22 protein-coding genes and 1 tRNA gene are annotated in these 24,999 nt (G+C 70.8%); 13 read left to right on the top strand and 10 right to left on the bottom strand.

Annotated features, from left to right (window positions below):
- Positions 1-2 precede the first annotated feature (2 nt).
- The 6 genes from MHY30_RS03560 to acs form a co-directional block, all read right to left on the bottom strand.
- A complete protein-coding gene (locus MHY30_RS03560; protein ID WP_239275124.1) occupies positions 3-779 on the bottom strand; it encodes an electron transfer flavoprotein subunit beta/FixA family protein in 777 nt (258 codons plus the stop codon).
- A gap of 91 nt (positions 780-870) precedes the next feature.
- Positions 871-2,040 carry a bifunctional 2-methylcitrate synthase/citrate synthase gene (locus MHY30_RS03555; protein ID WP_239275122.1) on the bottom strand — a complete coding sequence of 390 codons (1,170 nt, stop codon included), beginning with the start codon at positions 2,038-2,040 and terminating at the stop codon, positions 871-873.
- 2 nt (positions 2,041-2,042) lie between these two features.
- On the bottom strand, positions 2,043-2,945 hold the full coding sequence (prpB, locus tag MHY30_RS03550) for a methylisocitrate lyase (protein WP_239275120.1): 903 nt from the start codon (positions 2,943-2,945) through the stop codon (positions 2,043-2,045).
- 139 nt (positions 2,946-3,084) lie between these two features.
- Complete coding sequence (locus tag MHY30_RS03545; protein ID WP_239275119.1) at positions 3,085-4,611, bottom strand: MmgE/PrpD family protein; 1,527 nt, start codon at positions 4,609-4,611, stop codon at positions 3,085-3,087.
- Positions 4,608-5,270, bottom strand: a complete 663-nt coding sequence (locus tag MHY30_RS03540) for a GntR family transcriptional regulator (protein ID WP_239275118.1) — start codon at positions 5,268-5,270, stop codon at positions 4,608-4,610. The genes MHY30_RS03545 and MHY30_RS03540 overlap by 4 nt, the downstream gene beginning before the upstream one ends.
- Before the next feature lie 168 nt (positions 5,271-5,438).
- Positions 5,439-7,406: an acetate--CoA ligase gene (gene acs, locus MHY30_RS03535; RefSeq protein WP_239275117.1), complete on the bottom strand. Its 1,968-nt coding sequence runs from the start codon at positions 7,404-7,406 to the stop codon at positions 5,439-5,441.
- Between the two features lie 397 nt (positions 7,407-7,803).
- On the opposite strand from acs, the gene MHY30_RS03530 reads away from it, so the two are divergent.
- From MHY30_RS03530 to MHY30_RS03475, 12 genes are all read left to right on the top strand, one after another.
- Positions 7,804-8,811: a TadA family conjugal transfer-associated ATPase gene (locus tag MHY30_RS03530; RefSeq protein WP_308192644.1), complete on the top strand. Its 1,008-nt coding sequence runs from the start codon at positions 7,804-7,806 to the stop codon at positions 8,809-8,811.
- On the top strand, positions 8,808-9,695 hold the full coding sequence (locus tag MHY30_RS03525) for a type II secretion system F family protein (RefSeq protein WP_239275116.1): 888 nt from the start codon (positions 8,808-8,810) through the stop codon (positions 9,693-9,695). Before MHY30_RS03530 ends, MHY30_RS03525 begins: the two co-directional genes overlap by 4 nt.
- Before the next feature lie 48 nt (positions 9,696-9,743).
- Positions 9,744-9,986 (top strand): DUF4244 domain-containing protein, encoded by a 243-nt coding sequence (locus MHY30_RS03520; RefSeq protein ID WP_239275115.1) that lies wholly within the window; start codon positions 9,744-9,746, stop codon positions 9,984-9,986.
- On the top strand, positions 9,983-10,315 hold the full coding sequence (locus MHY30_RS03515; RefSeq protein ID WP_239275114.1) for a TadE family type IV pilus minor pilin: 333 nt from the start codon (positions 9,983-9,985) through the stop codon (positions 10,313-10,315). Before MHY30_RS03520 ends, MHY30_RS03515 begins: the two co-directional genes overlap by 4 nt.
- Before the next feature lie 389 nt (positions 10,316-10,704).
- Positions 10,705-13,413 carry a type I DNA topoisomerase gene (gene topA / locus MHY30_RS03510; protein ID WP_239275184.1) on the top strand — a complete coding sequence of 903 codons (2,709 nt, stop codon included), beginning with the start codon at positions 10,705-10,707 and terminating at the stop codon, positions 13,411-13,413.
- Entirely contained in the window at positions 13,410-14,084 is a 675-nt protein-coding gene (gene tmk / locus MHY30_RS03505) for a dTMP kinase (RefSeq protein WP_239275113.1), read from the top strand. The genes topA and tmk overlap by 4 nt, the downstream gene beginning before the upstream one ends.
- A 69-nt stretch (positions 14,085-14,153) precedes the next feature.
- On the top strand, positions 14,154-15,329 hold the full coding sequence (locus MHY30_RS03500; RefSeq protein WP_239275112.1) for a DNA polymerase III subunit delta': 1,176 nt from the start codon (positions 14,154-14,156) through the stop codon (positions 15,327-15,329).
- Positions 15,326-16,870 carry an alpha/beta hydrolase gene (locus MHY30_RS03495; protein ID WP_239275111.1) on the top strand — a complete coding sequence of 515 codons (1,545 nt, stop codon included), beginning with the start codon at positions 15,326-15,328 and terminating at the stop codon, positions 16,868-16,870. The genes MHY30_RS03500 and MHY30_RS03495 overlap by 4 nt, the downstream gene beginning before the upstream one ends.
- 86 nt (positions 16,871-16,956) lie before the next feature.
- Entirely contained in the window at positions 16,957-17,628 is a 672-nt protein-coding gene (gene deoC / locus MHY30_RS03490; protein WP_239275110.1) for a deoxyribose-phosphate aldolase, read from the top strand.
- Between the two features lie 71 nt (positions 17,629-17,699).
- A tRNA-Thr gene (locus tag MHY30_RS03485) sits at positions 17,700-17,775 on the top strand.
- Positions 17,776-17,939: 164 nt separating this feature from the next.
- A complete protein-coding gene (locus tag MHY30_RS03480) occupies positions 17,940-18,335 on the top strand; it encodes a hypothetical protein (protein WP_239275109.1) in 396 nt (131 codons plus the stop codon).
- 83 nt (positions 18,336-18,418) lie between these two features.
- Positions 18,419-18,994, top strand: a complete 576-nt coding sequence (locus MHY30_RS03475) for an isochorismatase family protein (RefSeq protein WP_239275108.1) — start codon at positions 18,419-18,421, stop codon at positions 18,992-18,994.
- On the opposite strand, the gene MHY30_RS03470 is transcribed toward MHY30_RS03475, so the two are convergent.
- Complete coding sequence (locus MHY30_RS03470) at positions 18,978-20,090, bottom strand: PAS domain-containing sensor histidine kinase (RefSeq protein WP_239275107.1); 1,113 nt, start codon at positions 20,088-20,090, stop codon at positions 18,978-18,980. The genes MHY30_RS03475 and MHY30_RS03470 overlap by 17 nt on opposite strands.
- Positions 20,091-20,198: 108 nt before the next feature.
- Positions 20,199-21,785, bottom strand: a complete 1,587-nt coding sequence (locus tag MHY30_RS03465) for a molybdopterin-dependent oxidoreductase (protein WP_239275106.1) — start codon at positions 21,783-21,785, stop codon at positions 20,199-20,201.
- A 257-nt stretch (positions 21,786-22,042) separates the two neighbouring features.
- Between MHY30_RS03465 and MHY30_RS03460 the strand changes: the two genes are divergently transcribed.
- Positions 22,043-22,741, top strand: a complete 699-nt coding sequence (locus MHY30_RS03460; protein ID WP_239275105.1) for a hypothetical protein — start codon at positions 22,043-22,045, stop codon at positions 22,739-22,741.
- Positions 22,742-22,764: 23 nt separating this feature from the next.
- Here the strand turns inward: MHY30_RS03460 and MHY30_RS03455 are convergent, their stop codons facing one another.
- Positions 22,765-23,490, bottom strand: coding sequence for an ABC transporter ATP-binding protein (locus MHY30_RS03455; RefSeq protein WP_239275104.1), 726 nt, complete (start codon positions 23,488-23,490; stop codon positions 22,765-22,767).
- Positions 23,491-23,523: 33 nt separating this feature from the next.
- Positions 23,524-24,993 carry an ABC transporter permease gene (locus MHY30_RS03450; RefSeq protein WP_239275103.1) on the bottom strand — a complete coding sequence of 490 codons (1,470 nt, stop codon included), beginning with the start codon at positions 24,991-24,993 and terminating at the stop codon, positions 23,524-23,526.
- Positions 24,994-24,999 lie beyond the last annotated feature (6 nt).

The raw sequence follows: 24,999 nt of genomic DNA, 5'->3' as shown, positions 1-24,999 counted from the left end.
CCTCACGCCAGCCGGTTCTCGAGCAGGAACGCCGCGAGCCGCTCGCCCGCGTCGCCCTCGTCGACGATCACGGTTCCCGCCGTGCGGGCGGGTCGCGGCGAGATCGTCGTCATGATCGACCAGGGTGCTCGCGCCGGGTCGGCGTCGAGATCCAGATCGGCGAGCGTCAGCGTCTCGTACGGCTTCTTCTTGGCGGCCAGGATGCCTTTGAACGTGGGGAAGCGTCCGTCGGGCAGCGCCTCCGTCACGGAGATGACCGCGGGAAGCGGCGCCGACACCCGTGCCGTGACGGCCTCGGTCACCCGCGTGCCGGACACCTCGGCGTCACCGAGTTCGACCGTCGACAGCGAAGTCGCGTGCGGCACGCGCAGGTGCTCGGCGAGCATCGCGGGCAGCACCCCGCCGGATCCGTCGGTGGAGAGGTTCCCCGCGATGACGAGGTCGAAGCCGACGCGCGTGACCGCGGCCGCGAGCACCTCCGCCGTCAACGACAGGTCCGCGCCGCGCAGGGCATCGTCGACGATGTGCACCGCCGCGTGCGCCCCCATCGCGAGCGCTTTGCGCACCGTGGCCGCCGCCGCTTCCGGTGCCATCGTCACGGCGACGACCTCGGCATCCGGATGCGTGTCGGCGTAGGCGAGGGCGACCTCGAGGGCGCGCTCGTTGATCTCGTCGACGACGTGATCGCTCGCGTCGCGTCGCGCCAGGCCCGTTTCGAGGTCGAGCGTGCGCTCGCCCCACGTGTCGGGCACGTCTTTCACCAGGACCACGATCTTCATCGATCTCTCCTTGTCCGATTCCGCCGCGTCGCGGAATCCGCCGTCGCCCCGGGTCGGGGCCGATCTCGCGCCCCGGGTCAGGGCGACGAGGTCACTGTGCTTCTGCGTCGCGTTCCGCGACCTCCCGTTCGGCCTCGGAGGCGACGTAGCCCTCGATGTGCCGTTCGTCCGGCCCGTTGTAGGCGGACAGCGGACGGATGAGGGCGTTGGATGCCGCCTGCTCCCTCACGTGGGCCGTCCACCCGGTCACGCGCGCGGCGACGAACAGCGGCGTGAAGGTGAGCGTGTCGAACCCCATGAGGTGGTACGCCGGGCCCGACGGGTAGTCCAGGTTCGGGTAGATGCCCTTGCGTCCGACGAACTCCGCCTCGAGCGCGTCGTACAGCGCGGCGAGGTCGCCGGCGCCGTAGTGCTCGACGAGGGTGTCCAGTGCGGCCTTCATCGTCGGGACGCGCGAGTCGCCCTTCTTGTAGACGCGGTGGCCGAATCCCATGATCTTGCGCTTCTCGGCGAGAGCGGCATCCAGCCAGGGGCCGACGTTCTCGGCGGATCCGATCTCGTCGAGGATGTGCATCACGGCCTCGTTCGCGCCGCCGTGCAGCGCGCCCTTGAGGGCGCCGATGGCCCCGACGACCGCGGAGTACAGGTCGGCGGTGGTCGAGGTGATAACGCGCGCGGTGAACGTCGAGGCGTTGAAGGAGTGCTCGGCGTAGAGCACCATCGACACCGTGAACGCCCGGGCGACGACATCGTCCGGGTCTTCACCGAACGTCATCCAGAGGAAGTTGCGCGCGTAGTCCAGGTCGGCGCGCGGCTCGATCAGGGCCTCGCCGCGTCGACGCCGCTGGTCGTACGCCACCATCGCGGGGATCTTGGCGAACAGCAGCTTCGCCTTGGCGAGGTCGGCCGCGGGGGAGTTGTCGTCGACCCCGGCGGCGGACGCGCCGAGGACCGACACCGCGGTGCGCAGCACATCCATCGGGTGCGCCTCGAGCGGCAGCAGGTCGATCACGGTGCGGACGGCGTCATCGAGATCGCGGTTCGCGCGCTCGTACTCCTCGAACGCGCGCAGTTCCTCGTGAGTGGGCAGCTCGCCGTTCCACAGCAGCAGCGCAACGGCCTCGAACGACTGCGTCGCCGCGAGCTCCTGAACCGGGTAGCCGCGGTAGAGCAGGCTGTTGGTCTCGGGGTTGACCTTGCTGATGGCGGTGTGGTCCACCGTCACCCCGGCCAGGCCCTTCTTGATCTCGACGTCGGTCATGCTCACTCCTTCGTGACGGTGAAATCGAACACGTTCGCGTCGAAGCGCGAGTAGTGCTCGTAGTCGATGAGGTCGTACAGGTCGGCACGGTGCTGCATCTGGTCGAGCTGGTCGCGCAGGTGCCCCTCGGATGCCAGCGCGTCCAGGCCGCGGCCGGCGGCACCCATCGCCAGGCGCAGGAGCGACACGGGCCAGATGACCATGTTCACGCCGGCGTCGCGCAGCTGGGTCGTGGAGAACAGCTCGCTCTTGCCGAACTCGGTCATGTTCGCCAGGATCGGCACGTCCAGGGCGGCGCGCATGGCCTCGAACTCTCCGAGGTCGCGCATCGCCTCGGGGAACACCGCGTCGGCGCCGGCGTCGACCAGGGCTTTGGCGCGGTCGATCGCGGCAGGAAGCCCCTCCACCGCCCGCACGTCGGTGCGGGCCATGATGAGGAAGTCCGGGTCGCGGCGGGCGTCGACGGCGGCGCGGATGCGCTTGATCGCGGTGTCGGCATCCACCACGCTCTTACCGTCGAGGTGGCCGCAGCGCTTCGGGTTGACCTGGTCCTCGATGTGGGTGCCCGCGAGCCCCGCGTCTTCGAGCGTCTGGATCGTGCGGGCGACGTTCATCGGCTCGCCGAAGCCGGTGTCGGCGTCGATGATCGCCGGCAGCTCCGTCATGCGCGCGATCTGCTGGCCACGGCCGGCGACCTCGCTGAGCGTCGTCAGCCCGATGTCGGGGAGCCCGAGGTCGGCCGAGATCACGGCGCCGGAGATGTAGACGCCCTCGAAGCCCTTGCGCTCGATGAGGCGGGCGGACAGTGGGTTGAAGGCCCCCGGCATCCGCACGAGCTCCCCGGATGCCAGTCTCTCGCGCAGCGCGCGGCGCTTCTGCGCCGGAGTGGTCTGGGAGTACAGCATCAGTTCTCCTCCATCGGGCGTGCACAACTCCTGCAGAACCGTGTCGACCGGGGCGTGCGACCGCGGAAACCCGCGGGCCAGGCGCCCCCGACCGGCCGGATTGCCGGAGTTGTGCGGGGCATCGCCCCCGCGCGCGTCATCAGAACAGCCCCTTCGGGGCCGGAGCCAGGGCCAAGACGCCGGGCTTCGCGACAATCGTCAGCTGCAGCACCTCGTCGGCGGTCAGCTCGGGCAGGCGCTGCGCGAGGTCGAGGAAGCGCTCGATCTCGTCGGGCAGCAGCACCGGCTCGGCGAGCAGGCGGAACTTGCGGACGTAGTCCTCGCGCGCGAACGGCCGCGCCCCGAGCGGGTGGGCGTCGGCGACGGCGATCTCGTCCTCGACCACCGAGCCGTCGGCGAGGGTGATCACGACCCGCCCGCCGAACGCCTTCTCGTTCGGGTCCTCGGAGTGGTAGCGGCGCGTCCACTCGGCATCCTCGGCCGTCGTGATCTTGTGCCACAGGGCGACGGTGTCTTCGCGGCCGGCGCGCTCGGGCGAGTAGGAGTCGACGTGGTGCCACGCGGCGTCCTGCAGGGCGACGGCGAAGATGTACGGAATCGAGTGGTCGAGCGTCTCGCGCGACGCGGTGGGGTCGTACTTCTGCGGGTCTCCCGACCCCGAGCCGATCACGTAGTGCGTGTGGTGGCTGGTGTGCAGGACGATGGATGCCACGTTCTCGGGGTCGCGCAGGTCGGGGCGCTCCGTGCCGAGGCGGCGGGCGAGGTCGATCCACGCCTGCGCCTGGTACTCGGCCGAGTGCTCCTTCGTGTACGAGTCGAGGATCGCGCGCTTGGACTCGCCCTCGGCCGGCAGCGGCACGTCGTAGGTGGCATCCGGTCCGCCCAGCATCCAGGCGATGACGCCGTCTTCGCCCTCGTAGATGGGGGAGGGGCTGGTCTCGCCGCGCATCGCGCGGTCGACGGCCTCGATCGCCATCTTGCCCGCGAAGGCGGGGGCGTGCGCCTTCCACGTCGAGATCTCGCCCTTGCGCGACTGCCGTGTGGCCGTGGTGGTGTGCAGGGCCTGACCGATCGCCTGGTAGATCGTCTCCTGGTCGAGGTCGAGCAGCGTGCCGATGCCGGCGGCGGCCGAGGGGCCGAGGTGGGCGACGTGATCGATCTTGTGCTTGTGCAGCGAGATCGCCCGGACGAGGTCGATCTGCACCTCGTACGCGGTTGCCAGCGCGCGCACGACGGCGGCGCCGTCGCGGCCGGTGTGCTGCGCGACGGCGAGCACGGGCGGGATGTTGTCGCCGGGGTGGGAGTAGTCGGCGGCGAGGAACGTGTCGTGGTAGTCGAGTTCGCGCACGGCGACGCCGTTGGCCCATGCCGCCCATTCGGGGCTCGAGCGGCGTTCGAGGGTGCAGCCGAACACGGTCGCTCCGACGCCCCCGATCGAGACGGCGTGGTCGAGGGCCTGCTGCCGGGCGGCGCTGACGGGCCGGCGGGTGAGCGAGGCGGCGGCGACGGCGGCGTTGTCGATGATGCGGTTGATGATCATGTCGACCACGTCGTCTTCGACCGCGACCGGGTCGACGGCGATGCGCGCGAGGGCCCACGCCAGCTGTCCTTCGCGGGCGAGGTTCTCGTCGCTGCGGTGGACACGGAGGTGGTGGGTGATCGTCATGCGGAGGCCTTTCGTTCGGGCGAGGGCGCGGCGTCGTCGAGAGACTCGAGGATGCTCGTCAGGGCGTTGTGCAGGTGCACGTGGGTGGCGTCGGCGGCGAGATCGGCGTCACCGGCGGCGATCGCGGCGGCGATGAGGCGGTGCTCCGACACCGAGGCGGCGAGCCGCTCGGGCTGGTAGCGGGCGAGGCGACGCACGCGCACGAGGTGGGTGCGGACGGTGCGGAGCGCGGAGCTCAGGTATTCGTTCGCCGCGGCCTCGTCGAGCGCCGCATCGAAGCGGGCGATGAGGCGGTAGTACGCGTCGCGCGCGGCCTCGCCGTCGAGGCGGGCGTCGTCGAACGCGTGGACGAGGGCGGCGAATTCCGCCGAACGGTTCGACGCGGCGGCGAGACGCGCCGCGGTCTCTTCCAGGGCGCGCCGGACGACGAAGAGGGCGCGGATGTCATCCCCGTCGATGTGGGTGACGACGGTGACGCGGGGCGAGGTCTGGGCGACGAGTCCGTCCGCGGTGAGGCGCGCGAGGGCCGCGCGCAAGGGTGTGCGGCTCACACCGAGTCGGGCGGCCTGCTCGACCTCGCCGAGGACGGTTCCGGGAGCGAGAGCGCCGGTCTGGATCTCTTCGAGGAGCGCGGCGTACGCACGGTCGCTGGCGCGCATGGCATCCCTCCTCCCCGCCCGTTCCTCTCAGTGTATACACACGGTGCGAGGGTGGCGCTTGAAGGCTGCTGCCTTGCGTCTTTCGTATACAACACCGCCGCGCCGGCATCCGCCGTGAAGAACGCGCCGCGGATGCCAGGGCTCGGGCATCCGCGGCGCGTCCGGGTCTCACTTCACTTGCGCGCTGATGACGCTCATGACCGCGGTGTCGGCCAGCGTCGTGGTGTCGCCGACCTCGCGGCCTTCGGCGACGTCGCGGAGCAGGCGCCGCATGATCTTGCCGGAGCGGGTCTTGGGGAGCTCGCCGACGATGTAGACGTCGCGCGGGCGGGCGATGGGGCCGATCTGCTCCCCGACCCACCGGCGCAGTACGTCGCCGAGTCCGTCGACGCCATTCTTCTTCATGTAGCGGCTCTTGATGATGACGAACGCGACGACGGCCTGACCCGTGGTCTCGTCGGAGGCGCCAACGACCGCCGCTTCGGCGACTCCCTCGTGCCCGACGAGCGCCGACTCGATCTCGGCGGTCGAGAGGCGGTGTCCCGAGACGTTCATGACGTCGTCGACGCGGCCGAGCAGCCACACGTCGCCGTCGTCGTCGAGGCGCGCACCGTCGCCGGCGAAGTAGTAGCCCTTGTCGGCGAACTTCTGCCAGTACGTCTCGACGAAGCGCTCGGGGTCGCCCCAGATGCCACGCAGCATCGACGGCCACGGTTCGGTGATGACGAGCAGACCGCCGTTGCCGTGGCCGACGTGCTCGCCGGCGTCGTCGACGACGTCGACCGAGATGCCGGGGAGCGGCACCTGCGCCGAGCCGGGCTTGGTCTCGGTGACCCCGGGAAGGGCCGAGATCATGATCGCCCCGGTCTCGGTCTGCCACCACGTGTCGACGATCGGGGCGCGGTCGCCGCCGATGATGTCGCGGTACCAGACCCACGCTTCGGGGTTGATGGGCTCACCGACCGATCCGAGCAGACGCAGCGACGACAGGTCGAAGCCCTGCGGCACATCGCGCCCGATCTTCATGAACGAGCGGATCGCGGTGGGCGCGGTGTAGAAGATCGTCACGCCGTGGTTCTGGATCAGCTCCCACCAGCGGCCGGGGTGCGGGGTGTCGGGCGTGCCCTCGAACAGCAGCTGCGTCGCGCCGTTGGCGAGCGGGCCGTACGCGACGTACGTGTGCCCGGTGATCCAGCCGATGTCGGCGGTGCACCAGTACACGTCGGTCTCGGGATGCACGTCGTGGACGACGCGGTTGGTGAACGCGGCCTGGGTGAGGTAACCGCCCGAGGTGTGCAGGATGCCCTTCGGCTTCCCGGTCGTGCCGGAGGTGTAGAGGATGAACAGCGGGTTCTCGGCCGGGAAGGCTTCGGCCTCGTGGTCGCTCGAGGCCTGCGGCACGACGTCGTGCCACCAGATGTCGCGGTCGTCGGTCCATTCGACGTCGTTCTCGCCGCGCTTGATCACGAGGACGTGCTCGACGGTCTCCTGGATGCCGGACCCGTTGCGGTCGGCGAGGGCTTGATCGACCGCGGGCTTGAGGGGCGAGACCTTGCCCTTGCGCCATCCGCCGTCGGCGGTGATGACGAGCTTGGCGCCGGCGTCGTCGATGCGGGCGCGCAGGCTGTCGGCCGAGAAGCCACCGAACACCACCGAGTGGACGGCGCCGATGCGGGCGACGGCGAGCATCGAGGCGATGGCCTCGGGGATCATCGGCAGGTAGATCGCGACACGGTCGCCGCGCTCGACGCCGAGGTCGAGGAGCACGTTCGAGAGGCGCTTGACCTCGTCGGTGAGTTCGGCGTACGTGACATTGCGGCGGTCGCCGGGCTCACCCTCCCAGCGCAGTGCGATGCGGTCGCCGTTGCCGGCCTCGACGTGGCGATCGAGGCAGTTGTAGGCGACGTTGAGCTCGCCGTCGGCGAACCATTCGGCGAACGGCGGGTTCGACCAGTCGAGCACGGTCGTGAACGGCGTGTGCCAGTGCAGTTCCCGCGCCTGGTCGGCCCAGAACCCCTCGCGATCGGCGGCCGCGCGCTCGTACAGACTCGCGTCGGCGACGGCGTTCGCGGCGAATTCCGCCGACGGGGCGAAACGGCGGGTCTCGTTGAGGAGATGATCGATCTGGCTGCTCATCTGGCGCTCCTTCGCGGTCGAGGCACGGCGCGTCCTCGCGCCACGGTCACGTTATCCCGCGGCCTCGCACGGCGGTTACCTCCGATAGTTGGCATCCCTCCTCCGCGACCCGCCTGATATATCGCTCGCTTATCGAGATATATGAGTTGGTGCTCGCTGCTCGCCTGCGTACGCTGGACTTGCCCGAACATCGTTCGGCAGCGCGTCGGGGGGAGCCCCCCAATTTTTCCCCGGCGCGTGGCGGCATCCTTCGCCCCCCATTGACGGGATGCCGCCCCCTCTTTTTTCCGCCGACATCCCTGGCGCGGGTTCTCCCCAGGCGGGCGATCGGCCGAATGCTTCACGCAATCGGCAGCGAGCCCCGCGCGGCCGGCGGCGCTTTTCTTACGTTGTCGGCGTGACTTCCCCCCGCCTCGTTCCCGTCCCGACCTCGCCCCGGTCGTCCGCGGCGCCATCGCCCGCGCCATCGCCGCCCTGGGGTGAGCCCTCGCTCGCCTTTCTGCGTCCCTTTCTCGATGACCCCGCGGTGACCGACGTCTTCGTCAACGGCGAGGACGGCCTCTTCGTCGACCGCGGTGCCGGCCCGGTCCGCGTGCCGTCGTGGCGGGCGAGCGAGAGCGAGGTGAGACATCTCGCTGTGCGCTTGATCGCGCTCGGTGGTCGGCATCTCGACGACGCGTCTCCGTGTGTCGATGTCCGCATCGAACGGGGGGTACGTGTGCACGCCGTGCTCGCTCCGGTCGCCGCGCGGGGGACGGCCATATCGATCCGCGTTCCGCGGTGGGACGCTCCCGATCTCGACGAACTGCAGCACACGGGAATGCTGTCGGGCCCGGTCCGGGATCGCCTGGAGGCGGCCGTTTCCGCCCGATCCAACGTGCTGATCACGGGCGCGACGGGGGCGGGCAAGACCACACTTCTGTCGGCGCTGCTGTCGCGCGTTCCGGCGACGGAGCGCATCGTGACCATCGAAGAAGTGGCGGAGTTAAGCCCCCGACACCCGCATCATGTCTCGCTGGAGGCGCGCCAGGCCAACATCGAGGGTGCCGGCGCTGTCGACCTTGCGCGGCTCGTTCGTGAGGCGCTGCGCATGCGGCCTGACCGGTTGGTGCTGGGGGAGTGCCGCGGCGCCGAGATCCGGGAACTCCTCCTCGCGCTGAACACCGGTCACGACGGCGGGGCGGGCACACTGCACGCGCGCGGGCTCGCCGAAGTTCCCGCGAGGCTCGAAGCCCTCGGAGCGCTGGCAGGAATGGATGCCGTGGCCCTCGCGCGCCAGGGGGTGAGCGCGCTGCACGTCGTCATCCACGTCGAGCGCGTGGCCGGACTCCGGCGCGTGGCCGGACTGGGCCGGCCCGTTCTGCGCGACGGGCGGCTGGCGATCGTCGAGGAGCCCAGCCCGTGAGGACTGCCCGCCGAGAGGACTCCGACGCCGTCATCATCGAGACGACCATGCGGTTGGCTGTCCTCCTCACCGCGGGGGTGGCCGTGGCGTCCGCCTGGGCCCACCTCGCGAAGGCCGGCGACCCCCTACTCGTGCGTGCGGCGCACGCCGCCGAATCGGGGGGAGATGTCGCCGCCGTCTTGCGCTCGGGCGAGGGTGCCTGGCCTGACATCGCGGCCGTCTGGGCGGTGGCGGTGGACGTCGGGGCGCCGCTCGCCGACACCCTGCGATCCGCTGTGGCGGCGTTGCAAGCCGCCACGGAGGTGAAAGCCGAGGTAACCGTCGCGCTGGCCGAACCCGCGGCCACCGCGCGCTTGTTGACGTGGTTGCCGCTTCTGGGCGTTCCGCTCGGATGTGTTCTCGGGCTCGATCTGCTGCGGGCGGTGAGAGAGCCCTTCGGCGCCTGCTGCGTGATCGGCGGGCTGATGCTCGTCGGAATCTCGCACGTCTGGACCTCACGTCTGGCCCGACGCGCCCGACCCTCGCCCGGTATACCGGGCTGGGATGCCGAACTCCTCGCTCTCGCTCTGGCATCGGGGGCGTCGATCGATCGCGCCCGCGAACTCGCAGACGGGCACCGGAGTCTCGCGGAGGCCGAGCCGCCGGAGGGCGTGGACGCGGCACTCGACCTGTCGATGAGCGCGGGGGCGCCCGCGGTAGACCTCCTCCGGGGCGAAGCCTGGCTTGCGCGGCACCGCGCACGCACGAGAGGGCGAGAAGCGGCCGCGCGGCTGTCGACGCGGCTGCTCGTCCCCCTTGGCGTCTGCACTCTGCCCGCGTTTCTGCTCCTCGCCGTGGTTCCCGCGGTGTTCGGCATCGTCCGCTCCACTGTCGTGCCCGTCTAGCCCGTGGTCGGCCCCGCTCGTGCCCACACCTCAAGAAGAAGGAGTCCTATGTTCCGGTTTCTCGCCCCTCGTCCCCTGCCCACAGTCGGTCCTCTGCCCGCGCCCCCGCGGCTCGACTCCCGGCGCGCGTCGTTCCTGTTCCTCGATGACCGCGGGGCCGCCACCGCCGAGTACGCGATCGCAACGATGGCCGCTGTCGCCTTCGCGGGGCTACTGGTCGTCATCATGCGGTCCGACGAGGTGCGGGGCATTTTGACCGACCTCGTGCGCCGAGCGCTGACGGTGCAGTGATACGTCCGCTGCACGACGACCGTGGAGCGGTCACGGCGGAGTTCGCCGTGGCCCTCCCCGCGGTCATCCTCGTCCTGGCGCTGGGTCTCGGTGCTCTCGCCGCCGGCGCGACGGCGGTGCGTCTGCAGCACGCCGCCGCGGAGTCGGCGCGGCTATTCGGCCGCGGTGACGACGGCCGCGCTCGAGAGGTGGTCGCGGGCGTCGGCGCCACGATCTCCGTCGAACGGCACGATCGACTCGTCTGCGTCGAGGCCTCGGCGCCGGTCCCTATTCCCCTTCCCTTCGGACCGCTCACCGCGCGCTCGTGCGCGCTCGACGGGGGCGAGTGATGGCGGGGAGCGTTTCGGCCGTCGGCGTGGTCGCCGCCGTCGCCGTCGCCGCCGTCGGCCTGGCGGTCGTCGCCGGCGCCGCCGTGCAGGCGCAACGTGTCGCGGGCATCGCGGATGCCGCGGCGCTCGCCGCCGCCGACACCGTCAGCGGCGCCATCCCCGGGGTGCCGTGCGAGGCGGCCGCGGAGGTGGCGAGCGCGGGTGGTGTGAACCTGAACGGATGCGATGTCGACGGCCTCGTCGCGACGGTCACGGTCGGTACCGCGTACGGTGGGATTCCGTTCGCTGCACGCTCGCGGGCAGGACCGCCCGATGTCTCGACCGCGTACGACCTCCCGGATCCCGACCAGGAAGGCGTGTGTATGGTGTGCAACGAAGAAAGGACCCCAGTGGCAAACGGCAAGAAGCTCGTCATCGTCGAGTCCCCGACGAAGATGAAGTCGATCCAGGGATACCTCGGCGACGGTTATGAAGTGCTCAGCTCGGTCGGGCACATCCGCGACCTCGCCTCCAAGAAGGAGATCCCCGCCGACAAGAAGGCGGCCTACGGCAAGTACTCCATCGACGTCGAGAACGACTTCGACCCGTACTACGTCGTCAACGACCGCAAGACCAAGACGGTCGCCGAGCTCAAGCGTGCCCTGAAGTCCGCCGACGAAGTCCTGCTCGCCACCGATGGTGACCGCGAGGGCGAGGCCATCGCGTGGCACCTGCGCGAGGTGCTCAAGCCCAAGGTCCCCGTGCGCCGCATGGTGTTCCACGAGATCACCAAGGACGCCATCCAGGATGCCGTCCAGCACACCCGCGACCTCGACGAGTCGCTCGTCGACGCGCAGGAGACCAGGCGCGTCCTCGACCGCCTCTACGGCTGGGACGTCTCGCCCGTGCTGTGGCGCAAGGTCGGTTCCGGCCGCGAGGGCACGGCTCTCAGCGCCGGCCGCGTCCAGTCCGCCGCCACCCGCATGGTCGTCGAGCGCGAGCGCGAGCGCATGGCGTTCGTTTCGGCCACGTACTGGGACGTCGAGGCCTTGGCATCCAAGTCCGGCTCCTCGTTTACCACGCGCCTCAACCGTCTCGACGGCGCCCCGCTCGCCCGCGGCGGTGACTACGACGACAACGGAAAGCTCAAGAAGGCCGTCGTCGTGCTCGACGAGGCGCAGGCACGCGCGCTCGCCGCCGACATCGTCGCCGCGGCTAAGGCCACGGTCGCCAAGGTCGAGGCCAAGCCCGGAACCCGCAGCCCCCGCGCCCCCTTCACCACCTCCACCATGCAGCAGGAGGCCGGTCGCAAGCTCTCGATGAGCGCCAAGCACGCCATGGGCGTCGCTCAGCGTCTCTATGAGAAGGGGTACATCACCTATATGCGTACCGACTCCACGGCGCTGTCGACGCAGGCCGTGAAGGCCGCGCGGGCGCAGGCCGTGGCGCTGTACGGCGACAAGGCCGTCCCGGCCAACCCCCGCGTCTACAAGAGCAAGTCCAAGAACGCGCAAGAGGCGCACGAGGCCATCCGCCCCTCCGGCGAAGACTTCCGCACCCCGGCGTCGGTCGCCTCCGCGCTCGACCGCGACGAGCAGAAGCTGTACGACCTGATCTGGAAGCGCACCATCGCCAGCCAGATGTCGGATGCCAAGTACGAGACCACCACGGTCACCCTCGCCGTCCAGGCGGGGGAGAAGAGCGCCGAGTTCACCGCGTCGGGCACCGTCTACACCTTCAAGGGCTTCCTCGAGGCCTACGAAGAGGGCAACGACGAGAAGCGCAACGACGACGACGCCGACCAGTCGCTCCCGGCCGTCGCCGTCGGCGACGAGCTGGCGATCAGCGACGTCGAGCCCAAGGGCCACAGCACCTCGCCCAAGCCCCGCTACACCGAGGCGAGCCTGGTGAAGGCCCTCGAAGAGAAGGGCATCGGTCGCCCGTCGACGTTCGCGAGCATCATCGGCGTGATCCTCGACCGCGGCTACGTCACCAAGCGCGGACAGGCGCTCGTGCCCAGCTGGCTCGCCTTCAGCGTCGTGCGGCTCCTCGAACAGCACTTCGCCGACCTCGTCGACTACGACTTCACCGCCGCGCTCGAAGACGACCTGGATGCCATCGCCCGCGGCGAGCAGCGCCGCACCGAGTGGCTCAAGGCCTTCTACTTCGGCTCCGACAAGCAGGTGGGTCTGCGCCACATCGTCGAGAACCTCGGCGAGATCGACGCACGCGAGCTCAACTCCACGCGCATCACCGACACCGCGACCCTCCGCTTCGGCAAGTACGGCCCCTACCTCGAGGTCGTCGAGCCCGGCGCCCCCGAGGACGCCAAGCCGCGCATCGTCAACATCCCCGAAGACCTCGCCCCCGACGAGCTCACGCCCGAGAAGGCGCAGGAGCTCATCGACGCCCCCGTCGCCGGCGACCGTGTGCTGGGCGAGAACCCCGAGAACGGCAAGCTCGTCGTCGTCAAGGACGGTCGCTTCGGTCCGTACGTGCAAGAAGTCGAGGCCGAAGAGCCCGAAGAGGTCGACCAGGCCACCGGCGAGGTCGTCGAAGCGCCGAAGAAGCGTGGTGCCAAAAAGGAAGCGGCGCCCAAGCCCCGCACCGCGTCGCTGTTCCGCTCGATGTCGGTCGACACCATCGACCTCGACACCGCGCTGCAGCTGCTCTCGCTCCCGCGCGTCGTGGGCGTCGACCCCGAGTCCGGGGCGGAGATCACCGCGCAGAACGGTCGCTTCGGCCCGTACCTGAAGAAGGGCACCGACTCCCGGTCGCTCGACTCCGAGCAGCAGATCTTCGACATCACGCTCGAAGAGGCCATCGCCAAGTACGCCGAGCCCAAGTACGGGGCGCGTCGTGCCTCCAGCGCGCTGAAGGAATTCGACGCCGACCCGGTCAGCGGCAAGCCGATCAAGCTCAAGGACGGGCGCTTCGGCCCTTACGTCACCGACGGTGAGACCAACGCCACAGTGCCGCGCGGCGAGGACGCGATGGCGATCACCTTCGAGCGGGCCGTCGAGCTCATCGCCGACAAGCGCGCCAAGGGCCCCGCCCCCAAGCGCACCGCGGCGAAGAAGACGACCACCACCCGCAAGGCCCCGGCGAAGAAGTCGTGACCGGCGCGTCTCCCCGGCCGCCCCACGCCCCCCGCGCGGCAGCAGCCGGGGGGCCCGGGCTGTTCCTCACCTTCGAGGGCGGCGACGGCGCCGGAAAGACCACACAGGCCGCACTGCTCGAGGAATGGCTGCGGGCGCAAGGTCGCGAGGTCGTGCGCACCCGCGAACCGGGAGGCACCGACGTCGGCGTCCGCATCCGCGACATCGTGCTCCACCATCGCGGCCACATCGCGCCCCGCGCCGAAGCCCTGCTCTACGCCGCCGACCGCGCCCACCACATCGAGACCGTCGTGCAGCCCGCCATCGCGCGCGGCGACGTCGTCATCCAAGACCGGTACCTCGACTCGTCGGTGGCGTACCAGGGCGCCGGTCGCGTGCTCGACGCCGACGACGTCCGCGAACTCTCGCTGTGGGCCACCGGGGGACTCCTCCCCGACCTCACCGTGCTGCTCGACCTCGACCCCGCCGCAGCCCGCGCGCGCCTCGACGCCGACGACAAGCCCTTCGACCGGCTCGAAGCCGAGAAGGCCGAGTTCCACGAGCGCGTGCGCGCCGCGTTCCTCGCCCTCGCCGCCGACGAGCCGAATCGCTTCCTGGTCCTGGATGCCACCGAGCCCGCGCTCGCGCTCGCCGAGCGCGTCCGCGAGGCCGTGGCATCCCGACTGTCCTGACCGTGCCAGCCGCCGACGCTCAGCGGATCGACAGCGGCCGTGTCGGCGCCCGCGATTAGGGTGGAACCCATGTCGGCCGCCGTGGACTCGCCCCCTCGACCCGTCGCCGCCCCCTTCCCGTGGGACGCCGTGTGGGGCCAAGACGATGCGGTCGAAACCCTCCGCGCCGCCGCCACCGACCCGGCCGCCCTCGCGCACGCGTGGCTCATCACGGGACCTCCCGGGTCGGGCCGCTCCACCCTCGCCTACGCGTTCGCGGCCGCCCTCATCGCCGATCCCGGCGACGAAGCCGCCCAGCGCCAGGTGCTCGCCCGCACCCACCCCGACCTCACGGCCCTCCGCACCGAGCAGGTCGTCATCCGCATCGACGAGGCCCGCCGGCTCGTCGAGCGCGCGTCGTTCGCCCCCTCGCTCGGCCGCTACCGCGTCATCGTCGTCGAAGACGCCGACCGCATGGCCGAGCGCACCTCGAACGTCCTGCTCAAGGCACTCGAAGAGCCGCCCGAGCAGACCGTCTGGGTGCTGTGCGCCCCCAGCGACGCCGACCTGCTGCCCACGATCCGCTCCCGCGTCCGCGTGCTGCGCCTGCGCGAACCGTCGGTCACCGACGTCGCCTCCCTGATCGTCGAGCGCACGGGCGTCCCCGCCGACGTCGCCGAAGAATCCGCGCGCCACGCGCAGCGGCACATCGGCATGGCCCAGCGCCTCGCGACCGACGACGACGCCCGCGCGCGCCGTGCCGAGACGCTCTCGGCCGTGCTCGCCGTGCGGGGCATCAGCGACGCCGTCGAGGTCGCCGGGCACATCGTGCGTCTCGCCACCGACGACGCGAAGGCACTCACCGCCACCCGCGACGAGGAAGAGCGCCGCACCCTGCTGCGCACCCTCGGCGTCGCCGAAGGGGCGGCCGTCCCGCCCAGCGTGCGCGGGCAGCTCAACGCCCTCGAAGACGACCAGAAGCGCCGTGCCACCCGCAGCCTCCGCGACGGCATCGATCGGGTTCTCACCGACCTCCAGTCGCTCTTCCGCGACGTCGTCATGCTGCAGTACGGGCGCGACGGCGACCTCGTCAACGCCGAAAGGATCGACGCCCTGCGCTCCCTCGCCGCCGAATGGACCCCCGCGCGCACGCTCGGGGTGCTCGACCGCATCACCGACACGCGCCGCAACCTCGAGCAGAACGCCGCCCCGCTGCTCGCGCTCGAGAGTCTGCTCATCACCGTCGCGAACGGGTCGGCGCCGTGAGCCTGCGTCGACGGCTCGTCACGGCCGTGGCGGGCGTCGCGGCGCTCGCCGTCGCACTGTCCGGATGCCTCTACGCCCAGATCCCGCCGATCGCGCCCGGCAACGGCGCGTCACTGGCCCCGCAGACCGACGGGGTACCCGCCGAGCTGCTGCCGTACTACGGGCAAACCCTCGACTGGGAGGAGTGCGGCACGGGCTTCGACTGCACGCGTGTCACCGTCCCCCGCGACTACGCCGACCCGAGCGTGGGCGAGCTCGAACTCGCCGTCGTGCGGCACCGCGCGACGTCGGGCGAGCCGATCGGCTCGCTGCTGACCAACCCCGGCGGGCCGGGCGCCGCCGGCGTCTCGCTGATGAAGCAGGCCCTGTCGGTGCTCGTCGACGACCGGCTGACCGACGCGTACGACGTCATCGGCTTCGACCCGCGCGGAGTCGGCGAGTCCACCGCCGTCACCTGCTACGACCCTCCGCAGCTCGACGCGTACCTCTACGACATCCCGCCCGGGACGCGGGGAAGCGAGGAGCGCGAGGCCGCCCTCGACCAGCGCGCCAGCGCGTTCGCTCAGGCCTGCGAGGCGCGCAGCGACGGCATCCTGCCCTACATCACCACCGACAACTCCGCACGCGACATGGACGTGCTCCGCGCGGTGCTCGGCGACCCGCAGCTGAACTACCTCGGGTTCTCGTACGGCACGTTCCTCGGAGCCACCTACGCCGGGCTGTTCCCCGAACGTGTCGGCCGCATGGTGCTCGACGGCGGCATCGACCCGAGCGTCTCCGGAACCAACACATCACTGCGGCAAGCCGTCGGCTTCGAGAACTCGCTCCGCGCGTTCATGGCCGACTGCCTCAACACGAACGAGTGCCCCTTCGCCGGCAGCGTCGACGACGCGATGTCCGACCTGTCCGCGCTTCTCGCCCGCGTCGACGCCCGCCCGATTCCCGCCGCCGACGGGCGTCAGCTCGGCGGTGACTCTCTCATGACCGCGATCACCGCGGCCCTGTACAGCGAAGAGAGCTGGCCGTACCTCCGAGCCGCCCTCTCCGATGCGCGCGACGGCCGCGCCGACGTCGCCTTCCAGCTCGCCGACTTCTACAACGGGCGCATCGGCGACGAGTACGACGGCAACACGATGGAAGCCTTCGTCGCCTACAACTGCATGGACTACCCCGACGAGGGGACGGATGCCGATCTGGCGGCGCTGCAGCAGAAGCTCGACGCCCAAGCCCCCGTCGTCGCGCCGTACTGGGCCGGCGCAGGAGACCCGTGCGCGTCGTGGCCCGTGCCGCCCACCGGTGTGCGTGAGCCCATCACCGCGCCCGGCTCGCCGCCCATCGTCGTGATCGGAACGACCGGAGATCCGGCGACGCCGTACGACGGCGCGGTGAGCCTGGCGTCGCAGCTGGAGCAGGGCGTGCTCGTCACCAACGTCGGAGAGGGACACCTCGGCTACAACAAGGGCAACGCCTGCGTCACCGACGCCGTTGACGACTACCTGATCAACGGCACGATCCCCGAGGACGGTCTGCGCTGCGGCTGATACTGGGTCCCGCGAAGCAGCACGCACACGAGCGTCGACGGGGCCGGGAACGTAGGCTTGTCGTCGTCCCCGCCCGAAGGAGCATCATGACCCCGTCCGTCGCCGACCTCGCCACCTTCATCGACCACACGCTGCTCAAGCCCGAGGCCACCCGCGCCGATGTCGAGCGCACCATTGCCGACGCCGCGGAGCTCGGCACCTACAGCGTGTGCCTGTCGCCCTCGTTCCTCCCTGTCGAGGTGCCGGCGGGGCTCAAGGTCGCCGTCGTCTGCGGCTTCCCCAGCGGCAAGCACCACGCCGAGGTCAAGGCCGCCGAAGCCGCGCTGTCGGTCGCGCAGGGCGCTGACGAGATCGACATGGTCATCGACATCGGTGCCGCCGTCGAAGGACGCTACGAGGTCGTCGAAGCCGAGATCCGGGCCGTGCGGACCGCGGTTCCCGCGCCGACCGTCCTGAAGGTCATCATCGAATCCGCGGCACTGTCCGACGATGCGATCGTCGCCGTCTGCGAGGCCGCCGTCGCCGCCGGGGCAGACTTCGTCAAGACCTCCACCGGTTTCCACCCCGCCGGCGGCGCGAGCGTGCACGCCGTGCGGCTCATGAAGCAGACGGTCGGCGACCGCGCCGAGGTCAAGGCATCCGGGGGCATCCGCACCCGCGCCGCGGCCGAAGAGATGATCGCCGCCGGCGCGACGCGCCTCGGCCTGTCATCGAGCCGCGACATCCTCGCCGACCGCGCAGCGAGCGGCGACTACTGACCCCCGCCCGATTGGTCAGGCAGCCCGCTGAGCATGTAAGATCGATGATCGTGCACGCGTCAGCGGCGCGCGCCGCCTTAGCTCAGACGGCAGAGCGATTCACTCGTAATGAATAGGTCAAGGGTTCGATTCCCTTAGGCGGCTCCACATCACGAAAGGCCCGGGTTCTCCCGGGCCTTTCGTGCTTCCCACCCCGAGGGTGGGCCCGCACGGTGCGACGACGACGGCGCACCCGCCGCCGCCCGATAGGCTGGAGGACCCACCCGTCGCGCCTCGGCGCGGAGATCGTCGCCCCGCCCGCAGGAGCCCCCGTGTCGAACGTCCTCGATGTCGTCATCGAGCTCTTCACATGGGTGGGCCTCGGTGGCGGGACCCTGCTGGCCGTCGTCGCGCTGATCCTCTACGTCGCCGACGGCACGTGGCTCCCCGCTCGCGCCGTCGTCGAAGACCTCGGCGACCATCGCGTCGTGCGGTGGTTCGACGACGAGGGCGGCGTCAACGAAGCCCCGCTGTCACACCATGACGAGGCGAAGGTGGGCGTGGCCGACATGACCGACATCTTCTATCGCCGCGGCTCGCAGCACCGCATGCGGCTCACCCGCTCGTCACCGCTCGTACGGTTCGTCGCGCTGGCCGCGACGGGAGTCCTGAGCCTCGGACTCGTGGCTTTCGCCGTGTCGATCGTGCTGCTCTTCGCCCGCGGCTGACGCGCCCCTCGGTTCCCCGCCCGCGAAAGCCCTGCCCTCGACAGAACCACGCCGGTCTCCGCCGCCGAGCGTAGGCTCGGAGCATGAGCCGCGCACTGTTCATCGTCGACGTCCAGAACGACTTCACCGAACGCGGTGCGCTCGGGGTCGTCGGGGGAGACGAGGTCGCCGCGCGCATCTCCCGCTACCTCGACGCGCACGCCGACGACTACGCGATCGTCGTCGCGTCCCGCGACTGGCACAACGGGGACGACGACAACGGCGGCCACTTCTCGACCGAGCCGGACTTCGTCGACACGTGGCCCGTGCACTGCGTGGGCGGGACCTACGGCGCCGACTACGACGAGGTCTTCGACACGAGCCGTGTCACGCACCACCTCAAGAAGGGGCAGGGAAAACCCGCCTACTCCTTGTTCGAAGGGGTGACCGACGACGGCCTCACCGCCGACGACATCCTCGAAGAGCACGGCATCCGCGACATCGATGTCGTCGGCATCGCGACCGACTACTGCGTGCGCGCGTCCGCGCTTGACGCGATCGCCGCCGGCCGGGGCGTGCGCGTCCTCACCGACCTCGTCGCGGGCGTGCACCCGGATTCCAGCGCCGCCGCGCTCGACGAGATCGCATCGGCGGGGGCCCGGCTCACTCGATCGGAGTGACCTCGTCGTCGGCGCGGGGGATCGTCAGCGTCACGGTCGTTCCGACGCCGAGCTCGCTCGCGATGCGTACGGTGCCGCCGTGCTCCTCCACGATCTGCCGGACACTGGCCAAGCCGATCCCGTTGCCGCCGTCGCCGGCATCGGCGAGCCGTCCGCGTTGTCCCTCACGCAGCACCGTCCGGAGGTCGTCGGGGTGGATGCCACGCCCCCGGTCCTTCACGGTCACCGCCGCGCCCTCGTCGGTCTCGCGCACACAGACGTCGATCGCGTCGTCGGAGTACTTCGCGGCGTTCTCCAGCACGTTGGCCACCGCACGGCGCAAGCCGAGGACATCCCCGCGGACGGGCACGGCATCCATCCGACCGAAAACGGCGCGGTCGGGCCCATTGCCCGGCAGGACGAGGGCGACCGCCCCGCGGGTCACGAGGTCCATCGTTGTGCGTCGCCGCCCGCGTTGGGGACGCGCGTGCGTGTCGGCCAACAGGGCCTGCGCCATCGCGACGATGTGGTCGCTGGCCTCGGTGGCCAGACGCAGGATCCGGTGGTCGGCGGGCAACTCGTCGACGAGCAGGTCGAGGTATCCGCGGATCGCGGTGACGGGCGAAAGCAGATCGTGCGCGAAGGTGCGCTGCAATGCCGCCTGTTCCTCCTCGACGCGCTTCTCGGTCGTGAGGTCACGGACGATCTTGACGAAACCCCGCACCTGCCCCGCGTCGCTGCGGATCGCGGAAATCGTCACGCGGGCCCAGAACTCGCCACCGTCCTTGCGGACCCGCCACCCCGTGTCTTCCACGTGCCCGTCGCGCTGCGCGGCGGCGAGCAGACGATCGGGAAGGCCCCGACGGCGATCCTCCTCCCGGTAGAACCGCGAGAAGTGCGTCCCGACGATCTCGTCCTCGGTGTACCCCTTGATGCGCTCCGCGCCCAGGTTCCACCCGCGCACAACGCCTCCGCCGTCGAGCTTGACGATGGCGAAGAGATCGACCTGGTCGTCCCAGTCGGGAGGCAGAGAGCGCCGCAGGCTCGCTAACGGCCGGTCGGAGCCGTCCCGCTCATCCGCGAGAGGGGAAACCGGGTCACCCTCGACCACGCTCATGCGATCGGACCGGACGAAGACGGGATGCTTGCTGAAGGCATGAACCGATCTTGCCCGTCGCCGGAAAGCGCAGACGAGGACTTGACACGCACCACACGCCGACGGCGGTCAGCTGACGGTGACCAGCGTCCGCTGCCAGCCGCTCGACCCGTTCGGGGCGATCGCGGCCGGTTCCTGGATCTGGACGTTGCCCTCTTTGTCGATCGCGCGAACGGTGATGTAGTGCGAACCCGGCTCGGCATCCCATTCGAGCACCCACTGCACCCACGACTGGTCGTTGATGGGAGTGGAGAGCGTCGCCTGCTGCCAGTCGCCGTCGTCGATGCTCACCTCGACGGCTTGCACGCCGATGGGCTGCGCCCACGCCATACCCGCGATGGGCACGGTGCCCGCGGAGACCGGGCTGCCGATCTTGGGGGTGTCCACGCGCGACGACATCTTGATCGGCGCCTCCGCCGAGTAGCCACGAGGCGTCCAGTAGGCCTCGTCTTGATCGAATCGCGTGACCGTGAGCTTGGTGACCCACTTCGTCGCCGAGACGTACCCGTAGAGCCCGGGCACGACCATGCGCACGGGGAAGCCGTGCTCGAAGGGGAGCGGTTCGCCGTTCATGGCCACCGCGAAGATGGCATCCAGTCCGTCGTCGGTGAGGGCAGACAGGGGAGTGGATGCCGTGTACCCGTCGACGCTCTCGGAGAGCACCATGTCGGCGTCCGCCTGGGGGCCCGCCATGCGCAGCACATCGCGGATGGGAATGCCGGTCCAGATGGCGTTGCCGACGAGGCCGCCGCCCACCTCGTTCGAGACGCAGGTGAGGGTGACGCCGTACTCGTCGAGTCCCATGGCGACGAGGTCGTCGAAGCTCAGCTCGATCGGCTGGTCCACCATGCCCTCGATCTGGAGGCGCCACGTGGAGGGGTCGACGTTCGGCACGGTCAACGCGGTGTCGACGCGGTAGAAGTCGGCATTGGGTGTGATGATCGGCGACAGGCCCGGCACGTCGAGCGACGCGCCCTCGGGGATCGTGACCGTGCTGCGGGCGGACGGCAGCCGCAGGGCGTCCCGGGCGGCGGCGACCGATGCGGTGGCGGCGTTCACGACACGGGCGCCCACACCGACGACGACCGCGGTGGCGGCCGCGATGCCGGACAGCAGGAAGAATCCGCGGCGGTTGACGCCGGCGGCGGTGGCGTTATCGCCCAACGCCGCGGCGTCCCAGCGGCGCAGGCGCCGCACGAGGAACACCAGGAGCACGACGCCCGCCACGGTGCCGAGCACGGGAGGCAGCCAGGCGAGGGCACCGGCCGCGGCGCGCGTGATGATCGCGGCGGTCGCCAGCGCGCCACCCACCCCGAGGAGGATCGCCCCGACAGGCCGGAAGCGGTACTGCAGAATTCCCGCAACCGCGGCGGCCACCGCGGCCCCGAGTCCGACACCGACCAGCAGCGCGACCTTGTCCGCCTCGCCGAAGACGGTGATCGCGAACTCCTTCAGGGGGCGCGGGACGATGTCCACGATGAATGACCCGACCGCGAGGACGGGACTCGCCGACCGGGCGACGAGCACAGCGAACAGCTCGGCGACGGCCAGCAACGCGGCGGCCGAGACGAGCCCGGCGAGAGACGCCCAGAACCAGGCGCGCGGCCGCCGGACGGTGGTGGCGTCATCGGTGCGGGCCGCAGTTTCGGTGGTCATGGCATCCCTCTCGTCGGCGACGACGCACGAAGCACCGCCCTCATCCGATTGTTCGGAGCGGGGGGTCGAACGGATGCCGCTTGACAAGCGCGCGCGACAGTCCGGCGCCGTGATGCGGCGGCCCGGGTGCCCTCGCCGTTCGCGCGCGGCGTGCGTCCGGACCTCCGCCGACGCCACTCGACTCCGGTCTCGCCCCCGCTACGCTGTGGAGCGTTCGCCCCGTGGCATCCGGCCCGCCCGTGCGAGAGGAGCCCGTCGTGACCGATGTCGCTCGCTGGGCCGCGGCACTGTCGACCCTCGTCGGACTCGGTGTCAGCCTGGGGCTGAACCCGGCGCTGTACGCGGCCACGACGACGGTGCTGGCGCAGAACACGCGCGTCGCGTCCCGCATCGGGGGGATGATCGCCGGGCTCGCCGTCGGGGCGACCGCACTGTACTTCCTGCTGCAGAGCTTCGATCCCACAGCGCTCGTCTCGGCGGCCGAGGAGCGCGCGTCCGAGGCGGTGCGCGACGCTCGCGTGGATGCCGTCACCGGCGCGGTCTTCCTCGTCGGTGCCGCCGCGGTCGCCGTGTGGAAGCTGCGCTCCCCGATCCCGACGCCCCGGACCGCGCCGATGACCGCGCGGACGCGTCCGTGGAGCTATGTCGCCCTCGGGCTCGGGTGCTCGGTCATCGGTTTCACCACGCTGCCCATCATGTACATGACCGGGCGCGTGACCGAGGGGGTGACCGCCGACCCCGCCCTGCGGCTCGTGGCGTTCGCGGTTTTCCTCGTCGCGCTCGCCGCACCGTTCGCGGGTCTCGCGGGGGCGTGGTCGCTCTTCCCGTCGACGGCGGCGAGGGTCAACCTCATCTACGCGCGGCTGGCTCGCACGGATCACCGCTGGCTGTACACCGGCCTGCTCGCCGCTGCCGGCGTCGCCTGCCTGGGGTTCGCGCTGCTGCCGGTGCGGTGAGACACCGGCAGCAGCACCGGCCCCTAGGCGCGCGTGATGTCGCTGATGGTGCCCTTCGCCAGGCGCAGCCGTCGCCGGGCACGGCGGGCGACCGCGGAATCGTGCGTCACGACGACGAGGGTGAGTCCCTCGCGATTGAGGGCGTCCAGCACGTCCAGGATCTCGTCGCGCATGTGTTCGTCGAGGTTCCCCGTCGGCTCATCCGCCAGAAGCACGCGGGGGTGCTTCGCCACGGCGCGGGCGATCGCCACCCGCTGCTGCTGACCACCCGACAGCTCACCCGGACGATGGTCGTGGCGGTCGGTGAGGCCGACGCGGTCGAGCGCTTCGGTGACGCGTCGACGGCGTTCGTCGCGGTCGAGGCCGAGCGGCTCGAGCCCCATGTGGACGTTCTCGGCGGCACTGAGGGTGGGGATGAGATTGAACCCCTGGAAGACGAAACCGATCTCGGCGGCACGGACGCGGCCGAGGTCGAGGTTCGACGCCCGGGCGAGATCGAGGTCGCCGAGGCGCACGCTGCCGGATGTCGGGCGGTCGAGGGCCCCGAGCATCTGCAGCAGCGTCGACTTCCCGCCCCCGGTCGGCCCCTGGATCGTGACGAAGTCGCCGGCGGCGATCTCGAGGTCGATGCCCGCGAGGGCGGTCACCGTCCGTTCGCGCTGTCGGTAGGTCCGCGTGACCCCGGTGAGGCGGTAGGCGGTCGCGCTCGCGGCCGGATCGGCGATGGAGGACGCAGCTGTCATGGTCATGATGTCTCCTTCGAAGGACGAATCGGATGCCGGTCAGGCGACGGCGCGGAGGGCGGCGGCCGGGCTGAGGCGGGCGGCGCGCCATCCGCCGAAGGCGCCCGCGAGAACTCCGCCGAGGACGGCGATGCCGACCGCCGCGACCACGACCGTGGGCGTCACCGGTGCGTGGAGGACGATGTCCGTGGCCTGCTGCGCCGCCTGACCGAAACCGCCGGAGCCGCCCATCCGAGGACCCCCTTGCCCGGTCGGGGCGGTGGAGTCGGTCGCCGCGGACGTCACCGAGATCGTGGGGGAGATCAGGTTGACCAGCAGGATGCCGCCGAGCCCGAGCACGAGGCCTACGGCGCCCCCGATGAGCCCCTGCACGAGCGACTCCCCGGCGACCTGACGGACGACCCGGCCGTTCGACCAGCCGATCGCCTTGAGGGTGCCGAACTCCCGCGTACGCCGGGCGACGCCCGAAAGGGTGAACAGCACCGCCAGGGCCACGGCCACGGCCAGGACGACGATCGACAGCCACGTGCCGAGGTTCGAGATGAGCGACGACGCGCTGGACAGCGACCCGGACACGGTCGAGGCGAGCTCGGACTGCGTGCTCACCGTCGCCTCGGGCAGCACGGCCGACACCTCACTCTGCACGGTGTCGATGGCATCCGCCGATGCCGCCTGCACATAGACGGTCGAGACCACGTCGCCGACGCCCGCGAGCTCCTGCGCGACATCGAGGGGAAGGTACACGTTCGCGGCCGTGTCGGCTTCGGCCGACGCGGATGCGACGATGCCGACGATCTGCAGGGAGGTGCCCCCCACGTCGATCGTGCCGCCGACGGTGAGGTCGTGGGAAGCGGCGTAGGTCGCATCGATCACGGCGACGTCGGTCCCCGCGTCCGCCGCGGTGAGTGCGCGTCCGTCGGAGACGGTGATGGACGACAGGGGTCCCACGGTCGCTGCGGGGTCCACGCCGAGCACGCTGAACGACTCGATGCCGAACGCGCTCCCGCCGTCTCCGTTCGGTCCGCCCGCGGGAGGTTCGCCCATGCCGCCGCCCTGCGCGCCGTCCGTTCCGGACATCGCGCTGCGGTCAGGGATCTCGCCCGAGAAGGTGGTGTTCGTCAGCGACAGGGCCCCCGTCGCGGCGGCGACTCCGTCGAGATCGGCGACGGTGGTCACGGTGGAGGCATCGAGCGTCTCACGCAGGAAGTCGGCCATCAGACGCGACTGGCTGAGCGATGTCGTGCCGTCTTCTGTCGATCCATCCTCGGCGCCGAAGTCGAAGCGGGGACCTCCGCCGCCCTCGGCGGGCTGCGTCTGAGCCCCGGTCACGGTCAGGTCGGTGCCCACGCCGTACACCGACGACAGCGCCTCGGATTGTGCGTCGCGCACGCCCGCGGAAAGGGCGTTGACGACGATGACGAGTGCGATCGCGACAGCCAGCCCGATGGCGACGATCACGGTCTGTTTCGTGCGGCCCGCGAGTTCGCGCCGCAGGTACGTCCAGTACATGTTTCT

It is taken from the genome of Microbacterium sp. ACRRU (genome assembly GCF_022346945.1).
Taxonomy (GTDB): domain Bacteria; phylum Actinomycetota; class Actinomycetes; order Actinomycetales; family Microbacteriaceae; genus Microbacterium; species Microbacterium mcarthurae.
Note: the sequence above shows the minus strand (reverse complement) of the source record. Positions and strands in the feature narration are given on the sequence as shown.